Genomic DNA, 18,546 nt, shown 5'->3' on the forward strand with positions numbered 1-18,546 from the left:
CTCGAAAGGGGCCATGTCGGGGACATAGCCCCTTCAAAACGGCCGCAAGGGGCTATGTCCCCGACAACGCCCACGCCATCCGCCGAGGTCCAGCGTCCCGGCTGGGGCGGCTGGTCCACCGGACCCGCATGCACGCCGCGAGCCGCGCATCCGGCGTCCGTCCGGGCGGGCGCACCGGCGCGCCCGGCTCGACAGCTTCTCCAACACACGACACCAGGTCCGAACGCGGCCTAACCAAGTCGAGGTCTTCGAGGCGACCAGGCCCCGCGGCGGCGTTGCCGGCGAGGGCTTTCCTGGCGCCGTGCCACGCCACGCCAACTTCGGCTTCGACGCCGCCGGCACATACACCGTCACCTCACCGTCACCGGCGCCGGCGGTGGCACCGTCAGCTCCGGCGCCAAGCAGTTCACGTTTCAGGTGTTCGGGAGCTGAACCGACCGCGTACCGCACCGGGCCTCGCCGCGTCCCATCCGCGGCGGGGCCCGCTGCCGGCCGGCCCGTCAGATCTTCAGGCGTCCCGCGACGATCTCGCCGGCGACCTGGGCCAGGCGCAGGTTGTGTTGCCGGCCGTGGTCGCGCATCCGCTCGAACGCCTCGTCCATCTCCACGCTCAGGCGCTCGGCGAGCACGCCTTTGGCCTGCTCGATCACGATCCGGCTGTCGAGGGTCTCCTGGAGTTGCTCGACCAGCACCTGGCGTTCGCGGATGGCGCGCTGTTGCAGCAGGCTGATCATCGAGACGTCGGCCATCGCCTGGGCCACGCGCAGGTCGGCTTCCGGCAGTGCCCCGGCCTCGACGCGAAACAGGTTGAGCACGCCGATGATGTCGTGGCGCAGCCGCATCGGCAGAGCGTGCACCGCGCGGAAGCCGGCGTCGCGGGCCAGCCGGGCGAATCGCGCCCAGTGCGGTCCGGCGTCGTCGAGGTCCGGACAGGCGACCGGTGCCGCCGTGCGGTAGCAGTCCAGGCAGGGGCCTTCGTCGTTTTGGATCTCGAACAGCTCGATGAGCCGGACCCGCTCCGACGAGGTGGCCATCACCCGGAGCCCGCCCTGGTGGTCGGCGAGCATCAGGCCGGCCGCGTCGACGTCGACGAGTTCCACGCAGCGCACCGTCATCCGATGCAGGAAGTCGAGCAGGTCGAAGTCGTCGACGAGAGTGTCCGCGGCCTCGACGAAAGCGTCGACCAGCTGAAGTTCACGCGGCATGAGGATCACAACCCGGGTTCGTTGTTGTTGTCGGGGGAGAATCGCAGGCGTCGGGCCACGACCTCATCCGCTACCTGCTCCATCGAGAGCCCCGCGGTGAACGCGTGTGCCCGCAGGCGGGCCAACGCCATCTCCAGGCTGGAGCCCAACTGGACCGCCACCATGCCGGTAGCCTGATGCACCACGGCGCGCCGCAGGGGCCTTTTCTCGAATTCGGTCCGGTCCTCTACCACCAGAAGCAGGGTCGCCCGCTCGGCGAACAGCAGCAGGCGCACCAGATCCTCGGGATCGAGCAGGCCCGCCGTGGTGCGGTGCGCGGCCAGCACGCCGAGCCGGATCGCCCCCACGCGCAACGGCAGCGTGTACAGCGCGCGCACGCCCGCGTCGACGGCGGCCGAGGAGAACACGGGCCAGCGCTGCCGGCTGGTGGCCGAGGTCAGATCGGGAACGATGGCCGGCACGCCGCCGGTGAACACGTCCAGGCACGGGCCCTCGCCGAGCGTGAACTGAAGGTCGTCCAACCGCTCGCTCAGCGGGCTGGTGGCACACACCCGGGTCCGATTCGCGTCATCGGTCATGACCGTTATCGACACGCCGTCGATCCCGGGCACGGCGGCCGCGCAGGCCCCGCAGACCTGGTGCGCACCGTCGCCACCGGGCTGCTCGCTCTCGGCGTCCAGCGGATCCACCACCTCACCGTGCCGCAAACCTGGCAGCTCTCACCAGAGCCCATCCGGCTCACAGTACTGAACGGCTCAGCCGGTACGCCCGGCGCGGACCTGCTCGGATGGTAGTCGCCCGGCGTATCCTCCCCGCGGGGAGCCGGTCAGGTGCGGCCGCGGCCGGTGGCGCCGGCGATGATGGCGATCGCGGCGGCGGCGAATCCGATCTGGAGGACGAGTTCGATCCAGTCGACGCCGCGGGTGTCGGCGACGCCGAGCACGCCGGCCACGACGGTGCCGACCACCGCGGCCACGATTCCAATGAGGAGGGTCAGCCACCAGGAGATCTTCTGCCGGCCCGGTACGACGAGGCGCCCGAGGATGCCGATGATGGCGCCGACGACGATGGCGGTGAAGAATCCGGAAATCTCCACTTTGTCCTCCCTGACCCGTTCCCGATGGCGGCAGTCGGCTGGTGCCCACCTGCCACCGCGGCGAAACCTGGCCCCACCTCGCCGGCGGCCGGCGGGCAGAGGGGCGACGACCGGTGTGGTCAGACCTCGGGCATGGCGATGAGCAGATCCATCGCGGCGGTGATGAGGTTGTGCGCCCGTACGGTGAGCGTCGCGGCCATCGGCTGCGCCTCGGCGTCGGCGGACTCGGCCAGGACGCGCAGGGTCTCCAGGTCGCGGTCGAGGCGGGCCACCGCCGCGGGGAGGTCGGCGGTGGCGGCGGAGTGGAGCTCGCGGCCGATGTCCTCCAGCGCCATCCCGGAGGCTTCGAGCTGGCGGATCGCGGCGATCAGGTCGACCGTCGCCGGGTCGTACAGCCGGTAGCCGCCGGGGCTGCGCTCAGCCGGCGCGATGAGACCACGGTTGGTGTAGAAGTCGATCGTGCGGTTGCTGACGCCCGCGGCGGCGGCGAGTTCGCCGATGCGCATCAGCCCTGCCACGCTTCCACTCCTCTCAGTAACCGTACAGCTTCACGTGCTACTGTCCGCCGGCCTGTAACCGTAACGTGTGATCGAAGGGTAGCGGCATGGTCTTCAAGAAGCTGCTCGCCGGACTGGGGCTGGGCGGTGTCGAGGTCGACACCGTGCTGGCGCCACACCCGGCCCGTCCGGGCGGCGTGCTGTCCGGCGAGGTAAACCTGCGGGCCAAGTCGGACGCGGACATCACCGCGGTCGACCTGATCCTGGTTGCCAACGGCGCCGGTGGTGAGATCGAGTTGGCCCGCTTCCCGGTCAGCTCCGGGCTGCGCCTGGCCGGCGGATCGCGCCAGGCGATCCCGTTCAGCGTCCCCGTACCGGAGTACACGCCGTTCACGGTGCTCTACGGCCAGACGCTGCCCGGCCTCGCGCTCGGCGTGCGTACCCAGGTCACCGTCGCCTCGGGCACGGCCAAGGGCGACTTCGACCCGGCCGCGATCGAGGCCTCGCCGGTCCAGCAGCACATCATGGACGCGCTGGGCACGATCGGCTGCCGCTTCGTCCGCACCGAGGTCCGGCACGGCCACACGGTGGGCCTGCCGCTGCCGGGGGTGCACGCGGTCACCTTCTACGCGCCCATGCCGGAGGGTCAGGCCCCCGGGCCGCACGTGCCGCAGATCGTCTTCACCGTCGTGCCGCGTCCAGACGGGGTCACGGTGGCCGTCGAGCTCTCCGGGCGGCCGGGCCAGCCCGACGTGCACCAGCTCGCCAGCGCCGATGTCGAGCGGCTCTCCAGCACCGACGACGGCTGGATCGCCGAGGTCGACCGCTGGCTCATGCAGGCCCTCGAGCGCCTGTCGGCGGCTCCCGCCCCGGGCGCGTTCATGCAGCCGCCGCCCGCCGCGCAGCCGGGATACGGCCAGCCCGCCGGCGGATACGGCCAGCCCGGTTACGGGCAGCCGGCGTACGGCCAGCGGCCCGGCTACGGGCAGCCGGGCGGCTACGGCCCGCCCGGTCACGGCCAGCCGGGGTACGCGTACGGCGGCCATGGCGGCGGCTACAAGTACGGCGGCTACCAGCGGCGGCCGGGCATGGGCGTGGGCGGTGCGGTCGCGGCCGGTGTCGGTGGCGCCGCGCTGGGCTTCCTCGGCGGGATGATGATCAGCGACATGGTTGGCGACGCGATGGCGCCCGACGACGCCGCCGGCGCGATGGAGGAGCAGGGCTTCGACGACGCCGGGTTCGACGACGCCGGGTTCGACGACGGCGGCGGGTTCGAGGACTTCTGATGCGCAGCTCCAACCCGATCCTGCGGCGGCTGAGCGCCGCGTCCCATCCACCGGCCGCCTACGGCCCTCCGCCGGTGCAGTCCTACAGCTACGGCGGCCGCACGTACTCCGTGCCCACCGACCCGCGGGCGGGCTGGGCACCGCCGGCTTCGTCGGACGTCATGACCATCGACGACGTCGTGGTCAAGACCGTCTCGCTGCTCGGCACGGCGGTGGCCGCGGCGGCCGTGACCTGGATCGTCGTACCGCCGACGGCGATGATGCCGGTCTGGATCGCCGCCATGCTCGTCGGGCTGGTCCTCGGCCTGGTCATCTCGTTCGCCCAGGTCACCAACCCGGTCGTCCTGCTGGCCTACGCGGTGGTGGAAGGCGTCTTCCTCGGCGCGGTCTCCAAGGCGTTCGAGACCAGGTGGGACGGCATCGTCCTGCAAGCGGTGATCGCGACCCTCGGCGTGTTCTTCACGATGGCCGCCCTCTGCAAGGCGCGGATCATCCGGGCCACGCCGAAGTTCACCCGGATCGTCATCGGGGCGGCCGCCGGTCTGGCCGTGGTCACGATCGTCAACCTGCTCATCACCATGTTCACCGGGACGGCCGGGCCGCTGCGCGACGGCGGTGGCCTGTCCATCGTCTTCTCGCTGATCTGCATCGTGGTCGCCGCGCTGATGTTCGTCGTCACGTTCGGGCAGATCGAGGAGGGCATCCGGGCCGGCCTGCCGCGCCGGTACGGCTGGCTCGGCGCGTTCGGCATCCTCGTCGAGCTCGTCTGGCTCTACCTCGAGATCCTGCGCCTGATCTCCTTCTTCCAGGAGGACTGAGCCGCCGGGAGGACCGAGGTCCCGCGGAACGACCCGGGGTGGGCCGGTCACGGCCCACCCCGCGGCACCGCGTCCGGCATCCGGTGGGCCGGGCCCGGGTCAGCCGGGCACGCCGGGGAGCGTGGCCATCAGATGGCGGCCGAGTTCGGCGCGTGCCGCCTGTCGGCCGGGCAGGTCGGCGCAGGCGGTTTGGAGCATGCGGATGGTGTCGGCGATGGCTTCGCGTACCTGGGGGTGGCGTGCGGCGTAGACGTGTAGTTGGGCGAAGGCGTGGCGGACGTAGGTGGCGTGGTCGGGGTCGTGTGGTGTGAGCAGGATCCGGCCGTGGTTGTCGGCGACCGATCGGGCGGGTAGGTCGGCCAGCAGCAGGGGGCGCATCAGTGAGCCGATCCGGGCGATGGCTTCGACCGCGGTGGTGGGGTCGTTGAGGTCGGAGAGTGCGCGTAGGGCGATGTCGTTGAGTTGGCGTAGTCCGAAGTCGATGTCCTGTTGCATGGTGCGGGCGGTGGAGACGATCATGCTGTGGGCCACGAGCCGGTTGATTCGGTCCCGCTGGTCCGGTGGTGGTGGGGGCCAGAGTGTGGCCAGGGGTGTGTGCATGGTGAGGTAGGCGCCGACTCGGGTTTCCAGTCGTAGGACGGTTCCGTGGGGTGTGGCGGCCAGGAGGCTGCGTCGGCTGATTTGTTGTATCCAGCCGTCGATCGGCGCGGTGACGATCATCGAGGGTCCGAGGGTGTCCGGGTCGGGTGGGGGGACCGGGTTGCCGGCCCGTTCGCCGACGTGGCGGCCGTAGGGCAGTTCCGCGATGAGTCGTAGTGTTTCGTGGAGTACGCGGCGCATGATGTTGCCGACGTACTGCTGGCGGATGATCCGGTCGAGGTAGACCACGATGACGATCACCGAGGCGAGGGTGAGCAGCAGTGCGAAGAGCACCGTGTACGGCGGTGCGATGTTCTTGTCGGTGTTGACCCGGGCCAGGGCGAGTACGCAGAACGCGAAGGTGGACAGCAGCAGGCCGACGAGCAGGTGGCTGAAGCGGTCCCGCCAGAAGCCGCGCAGCACGCGTGGCGAGAACTGGCCGCTGGCCAGTTGCAGCGAGACCACCAGCAGGGAGAAGACCACGCCGGCCGTGGTGATCGTGGCGCCGGCGATCGTACTCAGCAGCAACACGGCCACATCGGGCGCGAACGTGAGCCGCTCCGGCGCGAGCGGGCCGATGTGGTGTCCGTCCAGCCGGTCCAGGAACACGCCGATCACGAGGGCGCCGGCCAGCATGACCGCGGGCAGGAACAGCAGGCTCTCCCGCAGGTGATCCCGCACGGCCCGCAGTCGCAGCAGGGTCACGTCCCAGTGCCGCCGCGACCTGCCGGTCGAATCGGACATATCGCTACTGTAGGTCTCGGCTCGAACCCTGAACCGGTCAAGCCTCGCCACCCCGCGCGGAAATACCGCCTGGCGGCACGCCAGACTCGACGCGTGACCCCGAGTCGTGGCTCGCGCCCGGGCGGCCGTACATGCGCGTGGTGATGGCGAGTGCCGCGGCGGGCCGGCCCGGGCGGGGCAACGAGGACTTCGTCGGTGCCGTGCCCGGGACGGCCGTGCTGGTCGACGGTGCCGGTGGTGTCGCCGGCGCGGACGCGGTGTGCCGGCACGGCGTGGCCTGGTACGCCAGCCGCCTGGGCGGTGAGCTGCTCGGCCTGTCGTCGCTCGACGCCGACCGGGCCCTCCCGGCGCTGCTCGCCGAGGCGATCGAGCGGGTCGCGGACGCCCACCGGGCCACCTGCGACCTGGCCGATCCCCGCAGCCCGTGGGCGGCGGTGGCGATCCTGCGCCCGCGCGACGGCCGTGCCGACTACCTCGTGCTGGGCGACGCGTTCCTCGTACTCGACCGCGCCGGCGGGCCGCTCGTCGTCTCGGATCCCCGGGAGGTGGCGCTCGCCCGGCCGTACCTCGCCGCGTTGGAGGCCGCCGCCGAGGGGAGCGCCGAGTACGAACGGGCCCGCCGCGAGGGCGTCGACGCGATGCGCGCCAACCGGAACCGGCCGGGCGGCTACTGGATCGCCAAGGAGGACCCGCGGGCGGCGGCCGAGGCGGTCACCGGGAGCTGCCCGGTCACCGAGTTGGCCGGTGCCGCCCTGCTGAGCAACGGAGCCAGCCGGCTCGTGGACCGGTTTCGGCTCGCCAGCTGGCCGGAGGTCCTGGCGCTGCTCGCGTCGAGCGGTCCCGCCGAGATCATCCGGCGCGTCCGGGAGGCGGAGGCACGCCAGGTGGTGGCGGCGGACGACGCCACCGTCGCGCACTGCACGGATCTTGCCGAGTTGCCTGGTGCCGCTGCTTCGGGCACGGTTTCGGGTTAGGTAATCTTGATCCGTGGATGATTCATCTGGCCATAGTCCCTGGCTCACCTCGCAGGAGCCATACCGCATTCTGACGGTGTCGCGGGGTGAGCGTTGAGTTCCGAGTTGTTGGGCATCCTCGCCGGCGTCCTTCTCACCGTCGGCACGGGCCTCTTCGTCGCGTCTGAGTTCGCGCTGGTAAACCTCGACCGTGCTGACCTGGAGCAGCGCCGTGCCCGGGGCGAGCGGCGGTTGGGGCCGACGATCAACGCGTTGCGGGTGACGTCGACGCACCTGTCGGCCGCGCAGCTGGGTATCACGTTGACGACGCTGCTGGCCGGTTACACGTTCGAGCCGGCGATCAGCTCACTGCTGCGCGACCCGCTCACGGCCCTCGGCCTTTCCGAGACATTGGTACCCGCGGTCGGCGCGGTGGTCGCGATCGTGCTGGCGACCCTGTTCTCGATGATCCTCGGCGAGCTGGTGCCGAAGAACTTCGCCCTGGCCGTGCCGTTGGCCACCGCGAAGCTGGTGGTGCCGTTCCAGGCCGCCTTCACGTTCGTCTTCAAGCCGGTCGTGACGCTGCTGAACGGCACGGCGAACCGCGTCATCCGGTCGTTCGGGATCGAGCCGAAGGAGGAGTTGTCGGGCGCGCGTACCGCCGAGGAGCTGACCTTCCTCATCCGCCGGTCCGCGACCGAGGGCGCTCTCGACCAGGACGACGCGGCGATGCTGCACCGCACGCTCACCTTCTCCGCCCACGCGGCGGCCGAGGTGATGACGCCGCGTGTGCGTGCGGTGACCCTGCCGTTCACGGCGACGGCCGCGGACGTGATCGACGCGTCCGCCGCCACGGGGCACTCCCGCTTTCCGATCCTGCGCGCGGGCATCGACGACATCGTCGGTGTGGTGCACGTGAAGTCCGCGTACGGCGTGGACTTCGACCGGCGCGGCCAGGTCCCGGTGACCGAGTTCATGTCGGAGCCGTTGAAGGTCCCCGAGACGGCCGGCGTCGGATCGTTGCTCGGGGTCCTGCGGGGCCGGGGGTACCAGATCGCGGTCGTCGTCGACGAGCACGGCGGCACCGCCGGGATCGTCACGCTCGAAGACCTGGTCGAGGAGCTGCTGGGCGAGGTGCACGACGAGCACGACCAGCGGCGCAGCGACATCGTGCGGCACGCTGACTCGATCGTCCTCAGCGGCGGGCTGCGCCCGGACGAGGTGTGGGCGCGGGCGGGCGTGCGCGTCCCGGACAGCGACGAGTACGACACGATCGCCGGGTTCGTGCTCGACCGGCTCGAACGCATCCCGCAGCTCGGCGAGCAGGTCCCCGTCGAGTACGGGACGCTGCGGGTCGAGCGGCTGACCGGCGCGCGGATCGACCGGCTGCGGTACCTGCCGGCCGACACCGCCACCGATCCCGCGTTCGGCGGTGCCCGGGAGCGGGTCCTTGAGCAGTTCGAAGACGCGCGGGCCCTGAGGGGGGCGGACAAGTGAGCGAGTACCTGCCCGGTCTGATCTGGCTGCTCGTGCTGCTGGTCGTCAACGCGTTCTTCGTCGGCTCCGAGTTCGCGGTCATCTCCGCCCGCCGCTCGCAGATCGAGCCGCGCGCGGCCGCCGGCAGCAAGGCGGCGAAGACAACGCTGTGGGCGATGGAACACGCGACCCTGATGCTCGCCACCAGCCAGCTCGGCATCACGGTGTGCTCGCTGGTGATCCTCAACGTCTCGGAACCGGCGATCCACCACCTGCTGGAGTACCCGCTGGGGTGGACCGGCCTGACGCCGGCGATGGTCACCGGAGTCGCGTTCGTCGTCGCCCTGGTGCTGGTGACGTTCCTGCACGTGGTGTTCGGCGAGATGGTGCCCAAGAACATCGCGTTCTCCGTGCCGGATCGGGCGGCGCTGATCCTCGCCCCGCCGCTCGTGCTCGTCTCCCGGCTGGTCAGCCCGCTCATCCGAGCCCTGAACTGGGTCGCGAACGGTGTGCTGCGCCTGTTCAAGGTCGAGCCGAAGGACGAGGCCACCAGCGCGTACACGCTCGACCAGGTCGCCACGATCGTCGAGCAGTCCACGCGGGAGGGCACGCTGGTCGACGTCACCGGGACGTTGTCGGCGGCGTTCGAGTTCACCGAGAAGGCCGTCGCCGACGTCGAGGTCCCGCTGGGGCAGCTGGTGCTGTTGCCGCCGGAAGCGACGCCTCGGGACGTGCGGCAGGCGGTGTCCACGAGCGGGTACTCCCGGTACGTGCTCAGCGCCGCCGACGGCGCACCGTCGAAGTACCTGCATCTCAAGGACGTCCTCGACCTGACCGGCCCGGACACGTTGGACCGGCCGATCCCCGCCGACCGGATCCGGGAGCTGCCCACCGTCGCGCGGGCGGCGGAGCTGGAGGACGCCCTCACCGAGATCCGGGGGCAGGGCGCCCACGTCGCGCGCGTCGTCGACGCGAACGGCACGGTGACCGGGGTGCTGTTCCTGGAGGACATCGTCGAGGAGCTCATCGGAGAGGTGCAGGACGCCACGGCCACGCGCGTGTGACGACGGCGGCTAGGCGGCCAGCTTGTGCACGATCTCCCGGGTGGCCGGATAGAGGTCCCGGTACAGCTCGTAGAAGCGCTGGTACGAGGTGTGGCGGGCGCTGTCCGGCCGCACGGGGTCGGCCCACTCGACCCAGTCCCGGTCGCGGTCGGTGAGGCCGGCCGCGAGCCCGGCGAGGTAGGCGTCGCCGTACGCGGCGCCGATCGTCTCGCGGGGCAGGTGCTGGGCGTGCCCGGTGATGTCCGTGACGATCTGCGTCCACAGTGGACGGGCGCCGCCGCCGACGGCGACGACCCGGCGCGGCGGGGGGAACGACGAGGCCATCAGGTCGAGGTGGTGCCGTACCGCGTATCCGGTGGCCTCCAGCACGGCCCGGTAGAGGTGGCCGCGGTGGTGGTGGAGGGTCAGCCCGGCGAGGACGCCGCGCGCCCGCTCGTCGAAGAGCGGCGTCCGCTCGCCGGCGAAGTACGGCAGCAGGACCAGACCGTCGGAGCCGGGCGGCGTGGCCCGCGCCTCGGCGGTGAGGGCGTCGTAGTCGGCGCCGCCGGTGAGCGTGCGCAGCCACTCCACCACCGCGCCGGAGGTGGCCATGCCGCCGGCCGCGCAGTACGTACCGGCGAAGACGCCGTTGGTCGACCAGAGCGCCGGATGGAAGAGCGGCCGCTCGACGACCTGGGTGAGGAACATCGTCGTGCCGTACATGAGCATGAGGTCGCCGGGGCGGGTCGCGCCCACGCTGACCGCCTCGGCCCAGGCGTCGATGGTCCCGGCGGTGACCGGCGTGCCCTCGGCCAGACCGGTCGCCTCGGCCGCGGCGGCGGTGACCGTGCCGGCGACCTCGGAGGGCCACAGCAGGCGGGGCAGCTCCAGGCCGGGGAAGAGGTCGCCGGCCAGCTCGGGCAGCCACGCCTGGGCGGTCAGGTCGTAGAGCGGATCGCTCTGGCTGGCCGAGTGGTGGTCCAGGACGTACTCGCCGGTGAGCCGCCGCACCAGCAGTGAGCTGGCCATGTGGAAGCGGCGGGTCCGCGCCCACACCTCCGGCTCGTGCCGCTGGAGCCAGCGCAGCTTCGGGCCGATCGCCTGGCTGGTGAGCTGGTTGCCGCCGCGGCGCACGATCGCGTCCCGGCCCAGCCGCTCGGTGAGTTCCGCGATCTCCTCGGTGGCGCGAGTGTCGACGCCGTAGAGGATGGCGTCGCGCAGGGGCCGGTCGTCCGCGGTGGTGGGCAGCACGCACGGGCCGATGCCGCTGACCGCGACCGCCGCGACCCGCCCCGGCGCGGCGGCGGTCAGCTCGCGCGCGATGCTCACGAACTCGTCCCACCACACGGCTTCCGGGTCGTGCTCGACCCAGCCGGGTCGCGGCCGGCTGACCCCGTGCGGTCGGGTCGCCGTGGCCAGCAGCCGGCCGGCCGGGTCGGTCAGCACGCCCTTGCTGCTGGCGGTGCCGACGTCGACGCCGAGCAGCAGCTCAGCGGCCATCGCCGGGGCCGATGTCGCAGGCGTGCAGGCGGATCTGCGGCAGGCCGGTGACCTCCAGGTCGCGTTCGCGGTCGATCCGGATGTCGGTGAGCTCCTGGAGGAACACCTCGCCCTGGCTCCAGATCGTGGCGCGGAAGACGTGACCGCCGCGGACCTGTCCGCCGGCCTCGGAGAACAGCGCGTGGCAGTGCGCCCACAGCTCCCCGTCGAGCGTGGTGACGTTGCCCTGCACGGAGAGGATCTCCATCGGTCGCTGGAGCACGACGGTGTCGATCTCGTCGGCGAACTCGTGCTCGCGGTGGATCGGCAGCTTGGTGATGTCGCGCGGGTTGCGCAGGTACACCTCCTCGATGGTGCCGATGACCGAGAGGATCACGGCCGTGTGGACGCCGTGGTCCCGGCACGCCTGCTCGATCGAGTCGGTCAGCTGCGCGCCGGGCTTGATGCTGGCCGCGATGACGCGGCCGTTGCGGGCGGCGCGGCTGACGAATGCCGGTGCGGTTTCGATGCTGCTGGTCACTTGACGCTCCCCATGGTCATGCCGGTCACGATGTGCCGTTGGGCGAACAGGGTCAGGATCAGGACCGGGACCATGATGATCGACGCGTACGCCATCATCGGCCCCCAGTCGAGGGACGCTTCGTGCACGAAGTTGAAGACGGCGACCGGCAGCGTGCGACTGTCCGAATCGGACAGGACCAGCGCCATCTTGAAGTCGTTCCAGGAGAAGATGAAGGCGAGGATGCCCGCGGTCAGCATGCCCGGCCGGGTCAGCGGCAGCGCGATCCGCCAGAACGTCTCCAGCTTGCCGCACCCGTCGACGGCGGCGGCGTCGAAGATCTCCTCCGGTAGGCCGGCGAAGAAGTTCACCATGATGAAGACCGTCAGCGGGAACGTGATGATGACGTGCGACAGGATCAGCGCGGGGTACGTGCCGACCATCCGGAGCGCGGTGAAGGCGACGAAGAACGGCACCAGGTACGCCACGCCGGGCAGCAGCCGGGCCGTCAGCAGCGACAGCGACAGCTTGTTCTGCCGGTACCGGGCGATGCTGTACGCCGCGGGAAGCCCGATCGCCAGCCCGAGCAGGCTCGAGCAGAACGCGACGATGAGGCTGTTGGTCATGTAGCTGCCGAACTCCGTGCGGGTGAACGCCGCCCGGTAGTTGTCCAGCGTGAAGTCGAAGTTGAGCCACTTCGGCGGGATCGAGTAGATGTCGACCTGCTGCTTGAACGAGGAGGTCAGCATCCAGAAGAAGACGAACGCGGCGGGCGCGAGCGCGACCGTGAGCAGCAGCCAGAAGCCGACCCGCCGGGCGATCTTGGTCAGGGTCATGGTCAGTGTCCCTCGCTGCGGGCCCGCAGGCGGGTGAAGACGATCGCGACGCCGAAGACGAGCAACGTCAGGAAGACGAGCAGCATCGAGCCGTACCCGAAGTGCAGGTAGGTGATGCCCTGCTTGAACGCGTACAGGTTGAGCGTCTCGGAGGCGTTCCCGGGGCCGCCGTCGGTGATCACCTTGATGATGTCGAACGTCTTGATGGCGTCGATGAGCCGGAAGAGCGCCGCGACCAGGATGACCGGCTTGAGCAGCGGCAGCGTGACGCTGAAGAACGTGCGCAGCTCGCTGGCGCCGTCGACCTTCGCCGCCTCGAACGGCTCCTGCGGCAGTGCCGCCAGGCCGGCCAGCACGATGAGCATCACCAGCGGCGTCCACATCCAGGTGTCGACGATGGCGAGCGCCGGGATGGCGAGCTTGGCGTCGCTGATCCACAGCAGGGTCGGACCGCCGATCGCCTGGACCATGTAGTTGAGTACGCCGATCGTCGGGTCGTACATCATCTTCCAGACCAGGGCGACCGCCGCGGGCGTCGCGATCATCGGGAACATGAAGAACGTGCGGGCGATGCCCCGGCCCGGGAACTTGCGGTGGAACAGCAGCGCCGCGCCGACGCCGAGCACGACCTGGAGGCCGACCGAGAGGACGACGAAGTAGACCGTCCGCCAGATGCTGCCCCAGAAGAGCTCGTCGGACAGTGCCCGGGTCAGGTTGTCCAGGCCGAGGAACTCCGGCGGGCGCAGGCCACCGGACCACTCGTGGAAGCTCAGGTAGATGGTGTACCCGACGGGGAACGCCAGCATCGCCACCACGACGATCAGCGCCGGCGCCGGCAGGATGTAGCGGTCGTACTTGTCCAGCACGTCGAGCAGCCGGCGGCGCGGCGCCGGCGCGTCCGCGGGCGGGGTGGCCCGCTGCTGCGGTGGGTCCTTCACGAGCTGGCCCATCGTTCTCCTTCCGGCTCCGCGGCCGGCGCGGCGGTGGTCACCGCGCCGGCCGGAGCGGCTCAGCGCATCGCGTCGAGCAGGCCCTGGAGCTTGCCGTTCTGCTGGTCGGCGGTCGCCTTGAGCGCGTCGCCGGTCTGGCCCTCAAGGCCCTTGTTGGCGACGGTGCCGGCGATCTCGCGAGCCTCCACGCCGGGCGCGACCGGCGGGTTCATCTGGGCTCGCGCGTTCTGCGTGCTCTCGAGTACGACCTTGCTGAACTCGGGCGTCTTGTCGTTGCCGGTGAACTCCGGCGACTCCCACGCCGACGCGCGGGGGCTCGGCCAGCCGGTCTTCTTCAGGTCGGTGTTCATCTGCTTGCTGGTCGCCCACTGGATGAAGTACCAGGCGGCGTCACGCTTCTCCGAGAACGGGTTGATGCCGTACCCCCAGCCGCCGATGAACGGGGCCGGGTCGCAGTCGCCGCGCGGCACGCTGGTGTAGCCCACCTTGCCGGCGACCTTCGACTTCGACGGGTCCTCCAGGTCCTTGACGAACAGGTTCACGTCGAGGAAGGCGAAGACGTTGCCCTGGGCGAACTGCTGCGACGGCACCGGCCAGTCGAAGCCGGCGATGCCGGGCGGCCCGTACTTCTTGCCGAGCTGGCCGTACACCTCGTACGCCTTCAGCGCCTCGGGCGTGTTGATGGCCGCCTTGCCGTCCTTGACCCACTGGCCGCAGTGCGCGTACAGGAACGACGAGAACGGCGTGGTGGTCTGGTACGGGATGCCGCGCAGCGCGAAGCCGTACAGCCGGTTGCCCGGGTCGTGGATCTTCGCGGCCGCCGCGTCCCACTCGGCGAACGTGGTCGGCACCGGGATGTTCGCCTGCTCCAGCAGGTCCTTGCGGTAGTAGACCAGGTCGGTCTGCATCTCCCAGAGGACCGTGACGGTCTGGTCCTCGACCGTCATCGCCTTGCGGACGCCGGGACGGAAGTCGTCGATGTCGTACTCGGGGTTGGTGACGCCCGGGTTCGACAGGTACGGGTCGAGGTTGGTGTACCAGCCGTTCTTGGCGAACTGCGGGCCGTCGACCTCGGGGAAGGTCGCCATCACGTCGAAGTCCGCGGCCCGGGAGGTGAGCCGCACCGGCAGGTTCTGCCGGTAGCTGGTCACGTCCGCCGCCTCGATGTCGACGGTGATGCCGGTCAGCTCCTGGAACCCGGGCAGGCCCGCGCGCAGGCTCTCGACCTGGCCGGTGTCCGCGACGTACACCTTGACCGACTGGCCGGAGTAACGCTTCCAGTCGAAGGTGTCGCCGGTGTACTCGGGGCCCTGTTCGCCGGTACCACCGCTGCCGCAGGCGGTGACGGTGAGGATCGTGGCGAGGGCGGCTACGGGTATCAACGAGCGTTTCATTGGCTTCATGGCGTTGCTCCCGGTGGGGCTATGTGGGTTGCGCGATCACGGTGCAGGGGACCTCGCCCACGCCTTGGACGTTCAGCGGGGCGAGGGTGAGCCGGATCCGGCGCCCGGCGAGGGCGCCGCATCCGACCAGGCCGGCGACGGTCCAGACCGACGAGGTCAGGGCCACGGTCGCGGCCCAGTCGTCGCGGACACTGTCCGGCCGGTAGTGGGCGAGGTAGGTCGTCGCGGCGTCCGACGGAAACACCGGGCGCAGCCAGGGCTTGAGCGTGGTCCACTCGTCCCGGGCGTGCGCCGGCCGGTCGAGGTACACGCAGTCGGTGAGCACCAGGTCGGTGCCGTTGCGCGTGAGCAGCTCCGCCAGGGTGGTGGCCGCCTCGACGGTCAGGTACGGGCTGTCCAGGTAGTAGTCGTCGTCGGTGAACCGCGCCGGGTCGTCGCCCCAGCCGGTGGCGAGCACCACCGCGTCGCCGGCCCTCAGGTCCGCCGCGTCGAGGGCGGCGCGGATGGCGTCGGCGCCGATTTCGCGGCCCGGGGTCTCGCCGGCCGGGATCGCGACGACCACCGCGTCGCGGTTGACGAGCTGCTCGGGCCGGAGCTTGTCGACGGTGGCGCCGTCGGGGTCGCTCAGCCCCGGGCCGATCATCCGGGTGGCGGCGCCGCTGCCCATGGTGATGTGGAAGAGGTTCGCGCCGTTGTAGGTCAGCGTCGCGATGTCCTCGGTCCGGTACGGCGCCTCCCACGGGTAGTGGCTGCCGGCCGGCGACTCGGTGGTGATCGGACGGGTCAGGTTGATCGTGGTCCGGCTCATCGGGCCGCCTCCTCGTCGTCGATCGCCAGTACGGTGCACGGCGCGCCCTCGGCGCCGGCCAGGAAGAGCGGCAGCACCGTGACCCGGACCCGCTTGCCGCGCAGCGCCCCGCAGTTGGCGAGCGCGGCGACCGGCGACATCGCGCCGTGCAGCACCACCGAGGAGGCCCAGTCCGGCGCGCCGCCGCCGGCGCCGCGGGCCGGCGTGTAGTGGCGCATGTAGATACGCGCCTGCTGGGAGGGGAACGGCGGCCGGTCCCAGGGCGCCCGCGAGGCCCACTCCGGAAACATGTACGCCTCGCCGGTGTTGCCGATGTACGCGCAGTCGGTGAGCATCAGGTCGCTGCCGCGCTCGGTCATCACCTCGGCGAGGCGCCGCGCGCCGTCGAGGGCGAAGTGCGGCGTGGTGCTCGCGTACTCGTCGCCGAGCGTGCGGTATCGCTCCTCGTCGCCCCAGCCGGTGCGCAGCAGCACGGCGTCGCCGTCGCGGTAGTCCGGGTCCTTGGCGAGCGTGCGGTCGATGTCGTCGGCGGTGATCTCCCCGCCGGCGCCCTTCGGCACGTCGATGACGACGGTCTCGCGGTTGACCAGCGTGCTGTAGTCCAGCTCGTGGATGCGCGGCGCGTCGTCGTCGTAGCAGGCGCCGAGCATGAGCCGCGTGCCGGCCTCGCTGTGGAAGCTCATCCGATGCGTCGCCAGGCCGTGCCGCTCGTGGGTCAGCGCCGGCGTGAGCTGAAACGGCGAGTCCCAGGCCCAGACGTTGCCGACCGGCATGAACGGATACAGCGGCAGGGTCAGGTTGATCGTTGTCATCGCGGTGCGCCTCCATCGGAACTGGGGAAACACAGCCGGGGCTGGGCGGCGGCCCAACGCCGGCGCTGGTCGGCCATCACGCCGCCGACCAGGTACACGTGCGCGATGACCTGCTCCGAGATCGCCTCGGCATCGCCACCGCGCACCACGTCGAGCAGCACGCGGTGCGGCTCGGCGATGTCTTCCAGGCCGAGCGTGGGACCGACCATGTTGAGCCACATCCGGAACAGCACGTGCTGCTCGTCCCACGCCTTCATGACCCGGGGGAGACCGCACGGCTCGCAGAGGGCCCGGTGGAACCGGTAGTCGAGGTCGGCGATGCGGCGCGTGTCGCCGGCGACCGAGGCTTCGTGCATCTGCCCGATGAGGTCTTCGAGCTCGGCGATGGTCGCCGCCTCCAGGCGTGGCGACGCCTGCTGGTACGCGAGCGTCTCCAGCACCGTGCGGATCATGTGCAGCTCGTGCACGTCGTCTTCGGTCAGTTGGACGACCCGGGTCGAGCGAGCCGACTCGTCGACCAGCAGCCCGTCCCGCTTGAGCAGCCAGATCGCCTCGCGGAGCGGGGCCCGGCTCACGCCGAGCTGCTTCGCGACCGCGTCTTCGACGATGCGCGTGCCCGGCGGCAGCGTGCCGTCGAGGATCGCGCTGCGCAGCACGTCGTACGTCGACGCGCTCAACGCGACCTTCGGCGGGACGCGCAGGCCGGTCATGGCCGACACCCCTTCGGCTGATCTCACCACTCCGTGACCTTCCCTCAAGCTATCGTCGACGATACCCGGCGCTATCGTCGACGGTATCCGGTAGACGGAAACGTACGTGTAACAAGATTCGATTGTCAAGGGGTGGCTTGAACTGGGAAAACTACGCTACGTAAATGATGCGGAGGCGTGATGTAGCTCAGTCGGCACACATGATCGTCACAGTTCGCCCTGCCAGCCTCGCTACATAGGGTGACGGCGCGATGGGCAAGGTCGCCGCGCAGCTGCGCCCCGGCCGGATCGGCATGCGACCCCACCTCGGCTGCCGTGGCGCGGAGAAAGGTGCGGCGGCTCCGGGACGCCGGCATCACCATCCCGGTCGACTACACGTACACCGACAGTGCCGTCGACCTGCCGCTGCTGCACGCCGCCACACACCGATTCCTCATCGAGCCCTCCGCCCGCGACCTGAGCCGCATCCAGGCGGCACTCCCCGACGGCACGACGATCCTGCGCGCGGGCGTGTGACGCGTACACCGTCCGGTGTATGCCGTCGTCCCGCAGAGTCGAGGAGGGTGACGGCGGCGAGACGACGCGGAGGGGCGGGGCGCGTTCCTAGCGTCGTCCGCCATGGACCTGATGCAGACGCGCACCACCAGAATCCTGGCCGGGCTCGCCGCCGCTCCCATCGCCATAGCCCTGGCCGACCTTGCCAACCCCCAGTGGAGCTGGGTCGAGGTGATGGGCAGCCACTTCGTCAACGGCCGGGCCGGCTGGCTCATCACGATCGCCGGTGTGGCGGCCGCGACCGCCTCGGCGAGCCTGATCGCGCCGGCCGCCGCGTACACGCGTGGGCACCGGGCCGGCCTCTGGCTGATCGGTGTCTGGGCCGTCGGGATGCTGATCGCGGGCCTCGTGCCCGCCGACCCGCCCGGGCAGTGGGACGACCCGAGCGCCGCGAACCTCGTACACGGACTCGGCGGGCTCGCCGCCTTCCTCGCGCTGCCGGCCGCGGCGCTGCTGCTCACCCGGACCTGGCTGCGCGACGAACGGTGGCGGCGGGCGCACCGCCCGCTCGCGGTCGCGGCCGCCACGACCGTGGTGACGCTGTGCGCGTTCGCGGTCGCCTGGGTCGATGTCATCGACGGCCCGCAGCTCGGCGTCGGGCCGTACCCGAGCGTCGTCGGGCTGCTCGAACGGGTCATGATCTGGTCCTATGCCGGGTGGCTCGCCGTGGTGGCGGTCGCCCTGCACCGGATGCGTCCAGAGGAGGGCTGACGGCG

The 18,546-nt window shown here is 70.9% G+C and carries 20 protein-coding genes; 7 read left to right on the top strand and 13 right to left on the bottom strand.

The features are described from left to right. Positions 1-500: 500 nt before the first annotated feature. The 4 genes from ACFFIA_RS29495 to ACFFIA_RS29510 all read right to left on the bottom strand — a co-directional run bounded on the left by ACFFIA_RS29495 (position 501) and on the right by ACFFIA_RS29510 (position 2,819). Positions 501-1,205: an ANTAR domain-containing protein gene (locus ACFFIA_RS29495; RefSeq protein WP_377256835.1), complete on the bottom strand. Its 705-nt coding sequence runs from the start codon at positions 1,203-1,205 to the stop codon at positions 501-503. Between the two features lie 5 nt (positions 1,206-1,210). Continuing rightward, the gene (locus ACFFIA_RS29500) at positions 1,211-1,894 is read right to left on the bottom strand and encodes a GAF and ANTAR domain-containing protein (protein WP_377256837.1); all 684 of its coding nucleotides are present in this window, start codon (positions 1,892-1,894) and stop codon (positions 1,211-1,213) included. A gap of 137 nt (positions 1,895-2,031) precedes the next feature. Then, the gene (locus ACFFIA_RS29505; RefSeq protein ID WP_377256840.1) at positions 2,032-2,301 is read right to left on the bottom strand and encodes a GlsB/YeaQ/YmgE family stress response membrane protein; all 270 of its coding nucleotides are present in this window, start codon (positions 2,299-2,301) and stop codon (positions 2,032-2,034) included. Positions 2,302-2,420: 119 nt separating this feature from the next. Beyond that, positions 2,421-2,819 carry a MerR family transcriptional regulator gene (locus tag ACFFIA_RS29510; protein WP_377256843.1) on the bottom strand — a complete coding sequence of 133 codons (399 nt, stop codon included), beginning with the start codon at positions 2,817-2,819 and terminating at the stop codon, positions 2,421-2,423. A gap of 86 nt (positions 2,820-2,905) precedes the next feature. Here ACFFIA_RS29510 and ACFFIA_RS29515 point away from each other — a divergent pair, with 86 nt between their 5' ends. Both ACFFIA_RS29515 and ACFFIA_RS29520 read left to right on the top strand, forming a co-directional pair. Next, positions 2,906-4,084, top strand: coding sequence for a sporulation protein (locus ACFFIA_RS29515; protein ID WP_377256846.1), 1,179 nt, complete (start codon positions 2,906-2,908; stop codon positions 4,082-4,084). Then, positions 4,084-4,902, top strand: coding sequence for a Bax inhibitor-1/YccA family protein (locus ACFFIA_RS29520; RefSeq protein WP_377256849.1), 819 nt, complete (start codon positions 4,084-4,086; stop codon positions 4,900-4,902). Before ACFFIA_RS29515 ends, ACFFIA_RS29520 begins: the two co-directional genes overlap by 1 nt. Before the next feature lie 99 nt (positions 4,903-5,001). Here ACFFIA_RS29520 and ACFFIA_RS29525 read toward each other — a convergent pair whose 3' ends face one another. Next, on the bottom strand, positions 5,002-6,285 hold the full coding sequence (locus ACFFIA_RS29525) for a DUF2254 domain-containing protein (protein ID WP_377256852.1): 1,284 nt from the start codon (positions 6,283-6,285) through the stop codon (positions 5,002-5,004). Between the two features lie 143 nt (positions 6,286-6,428). On the opposite strand from ACFFIA_RS29525, the gene ACFFIA_RS29530 reads away from it, so the two are divergent. From ACFFIA_RS29530 to ACFFIA_RS29540, 3 genes are all read left to right on the top strand, one after another. Next, complete coding sequence (locus tag ACFFIA_RS29530) at positions 6,429-7,259, top strand: hypothetical protein (RefSeq protein ID WP_377257286.1); 831 nt, start codon at positions 6,429-6,431, stop codon at positions 7,257-7,259. Positions 7,260-7,352: 93 nt separating this feature from the next. Beyond that, entirely contained in the window at positions 7,353-8,735 is a 1,383-nt protein-coding gene (locus ACFFIA_RS29535) for a hemolysin family protein (RefSeq protein ID WP_377256855.1), read from the top strand. Continuing rightward, the gene (locus ACFFIA_RS29540; RefSeq protein WP_377256858.1) at positions 8,732-9,778 is read left to right on the top strand and encodes a hemolysin family protein; all 1,047 of its coding nucleotides are present in this window, start codon (positions 8,732-8,734) and stop codon (positions 9,776-9,778) included. The genes ACFFIA_RS29535 and ACFFIA_RS29540 overlap by 4 nt, the downstream gene beginning before the upstream one ends. Positions 9,779-9,787: 9 nt before the next feature. Here ACFFIA_RS29540 and ACFFIA_RS29545 read toward each other — a convergent pair whose 3' ends face one another. Genes ACFFIA_RS29545 through ACFFIA_RS29580 form a run of 8 tightly spaced genes read right to left on the bottom strand, consistent with a single transcriptional unit; the run spans position 9,788 to position 17,275 of the window. Next, positions 9,788-11,257 carry an FGGY-family carbohydrate kinase gene (locus ACFFIA_RS29545; protein WP_377256861.1) on the bottom strand — a complete coding sequence of 490 codons (1,470 nt, stop codon included), beginning with the start codon at positions 11,255-11,257 and terminating at the stop codon, positions 9,788-9,790. Continuing rightward, positions 11,247-11,777 carry a PPC domain-containing DNA-binding protein gene (locus tag ACFFIA_RS29550; RefSeq protein WP_377256864.1) on the bottom strand — a complete coding sequence of 177 codons (531 nt, stop codon included), beginning with the start codon at positions 11,775-11,777 and terminating at the stop codon, positions 11,247-11,249. The genes ACFFIA_RS29545 and ACFFIA_RS29550 overlap by 11 nt, the downstream gene beginning before the upstream one ends. Next, complete coding sequence (locus tag ACFFIA_RS29555) at positions 11,774-12,592, bottom strand: carbohydrate ABC transporter permease (RefSeq protein WP_377256867.1); 819 nt, start codon at positions 12,590-12,592, stop codon at positions 11,774-11,776. The genes ACFFIA_RS29550 and ACFFIA_RS29555 overlap by 4 nt, the downstream gene beginning before the upstream one ends. Positions 12,593-12,594: 2 nt before the next feature. Then, positions 12,595-13,542, bottom strand: coding sequence for a carbohydrate ABC transporter permease (locus ACFFIA_RS29560; protein WP_377256870.1), 948 nt, complete (start codon positions 13,540-13,542; stop codon positions 12,595-12,597). Between the two features lie 59 nt (positions 13,543-13,601). Then, positions 13,602-14,936 carry an ABC transporter substrate-binding protein gene (locus ACFFIA_RS29565; protein WP_377256873.1) on the bottom strand — a complete coding sequence of 445 codons (1,335 nt, stop codon included), beginning with the start codon at positions 14,934-14,936 and terminating at the stop codon, positions 13,602-13,604. Positions 14,937-14,964: 28 nt separating this feature from the next. Further along, positions 14,965-15,753 carry a cyclase family protein gene (locus ACFFIA_RS29570; RefSeq protein WP_377256876.1) on the bottom strand — a complete coding sequence of 263 codons (789 nt, stop codon included), beginning with the start codon at positions 15,751-15,753 and terminating at the stop codon, positions 14,965-14,967. Next, positions 15,750-16,565 carry a cyclase family protein gene (locus ACFFIA_RS29575; RefSeq protein WP_377256879.1) on the bottom strand — a complete coding sequence of 272 codons (816 nt, stop codon included), beginning with the start codon at positions 16,563-16,565 and terminating at the stop codon, positions 15,750-15,752. Before ACFFIA_RS29575 ends, ACFFIA_RS29570 begins: the two co-directional genes overlap by 4 nt. Then, positions 16,562-17,275: a GntR family transcriptional regulator gene (locus ACFFIA_RS29580; RefSeq protein WP_377256882.1), complete on the bottom strand. Its 714-nt coding sequence runs from the start codon at positions 17,273-17,275 to the stop codon at positions 16,562-16,564. The genes ACFFIA_RS29575 and ACFFIA_RS29580 overlap by 4 nt, the downstream gene beginning before the upstream one ends. A 315-nt stretch (positions 17,276-17,590) precedes the next feature. Between ACFFIA_RS29580 and ACFFIA_RS29585 the strand changes: the two genes are divergently transcribed. Together ACFFIA_RS29585 and ACFFIA_RS29590 are read left to right on the top strand one after the other, a co-directional pair. Then, positions 17,591-17,791, top strand: coding sequence for an HAD family hydrolase (locus ACFFIA_RS29585; RefSeq protein ID WP_377256885.1), 201 nt, complete (start codon positions 17,591-17,593; stop codon positions 17,789-17,791). Positions 17,792-17,893: 102 nt separating this feature from the next. Beyond that, on the top strand, positions 17,894-18,541 hold the full coding sequence (locus ACFFIA_RS29590; RefSeq protein WP_377256888.1) for a DUF998 domain-containing protein: 648 nt from the start codon (positions 17,894-17,896) through the stop codon (positions 18,539-18,541). Positions 18,542-18,546: the final 5 nt, after the last annotated feature.

The sequence above is a fragment of the Phytohabitans kaempferiae genome, assembly GCF_042433955.1.
GTDB lineage: Bacteria > Actinomycetota > Actinomycetes > Mycobacteriales > Micromonosporaceae > Phytohabitans > Phytohabitans kaempferiae.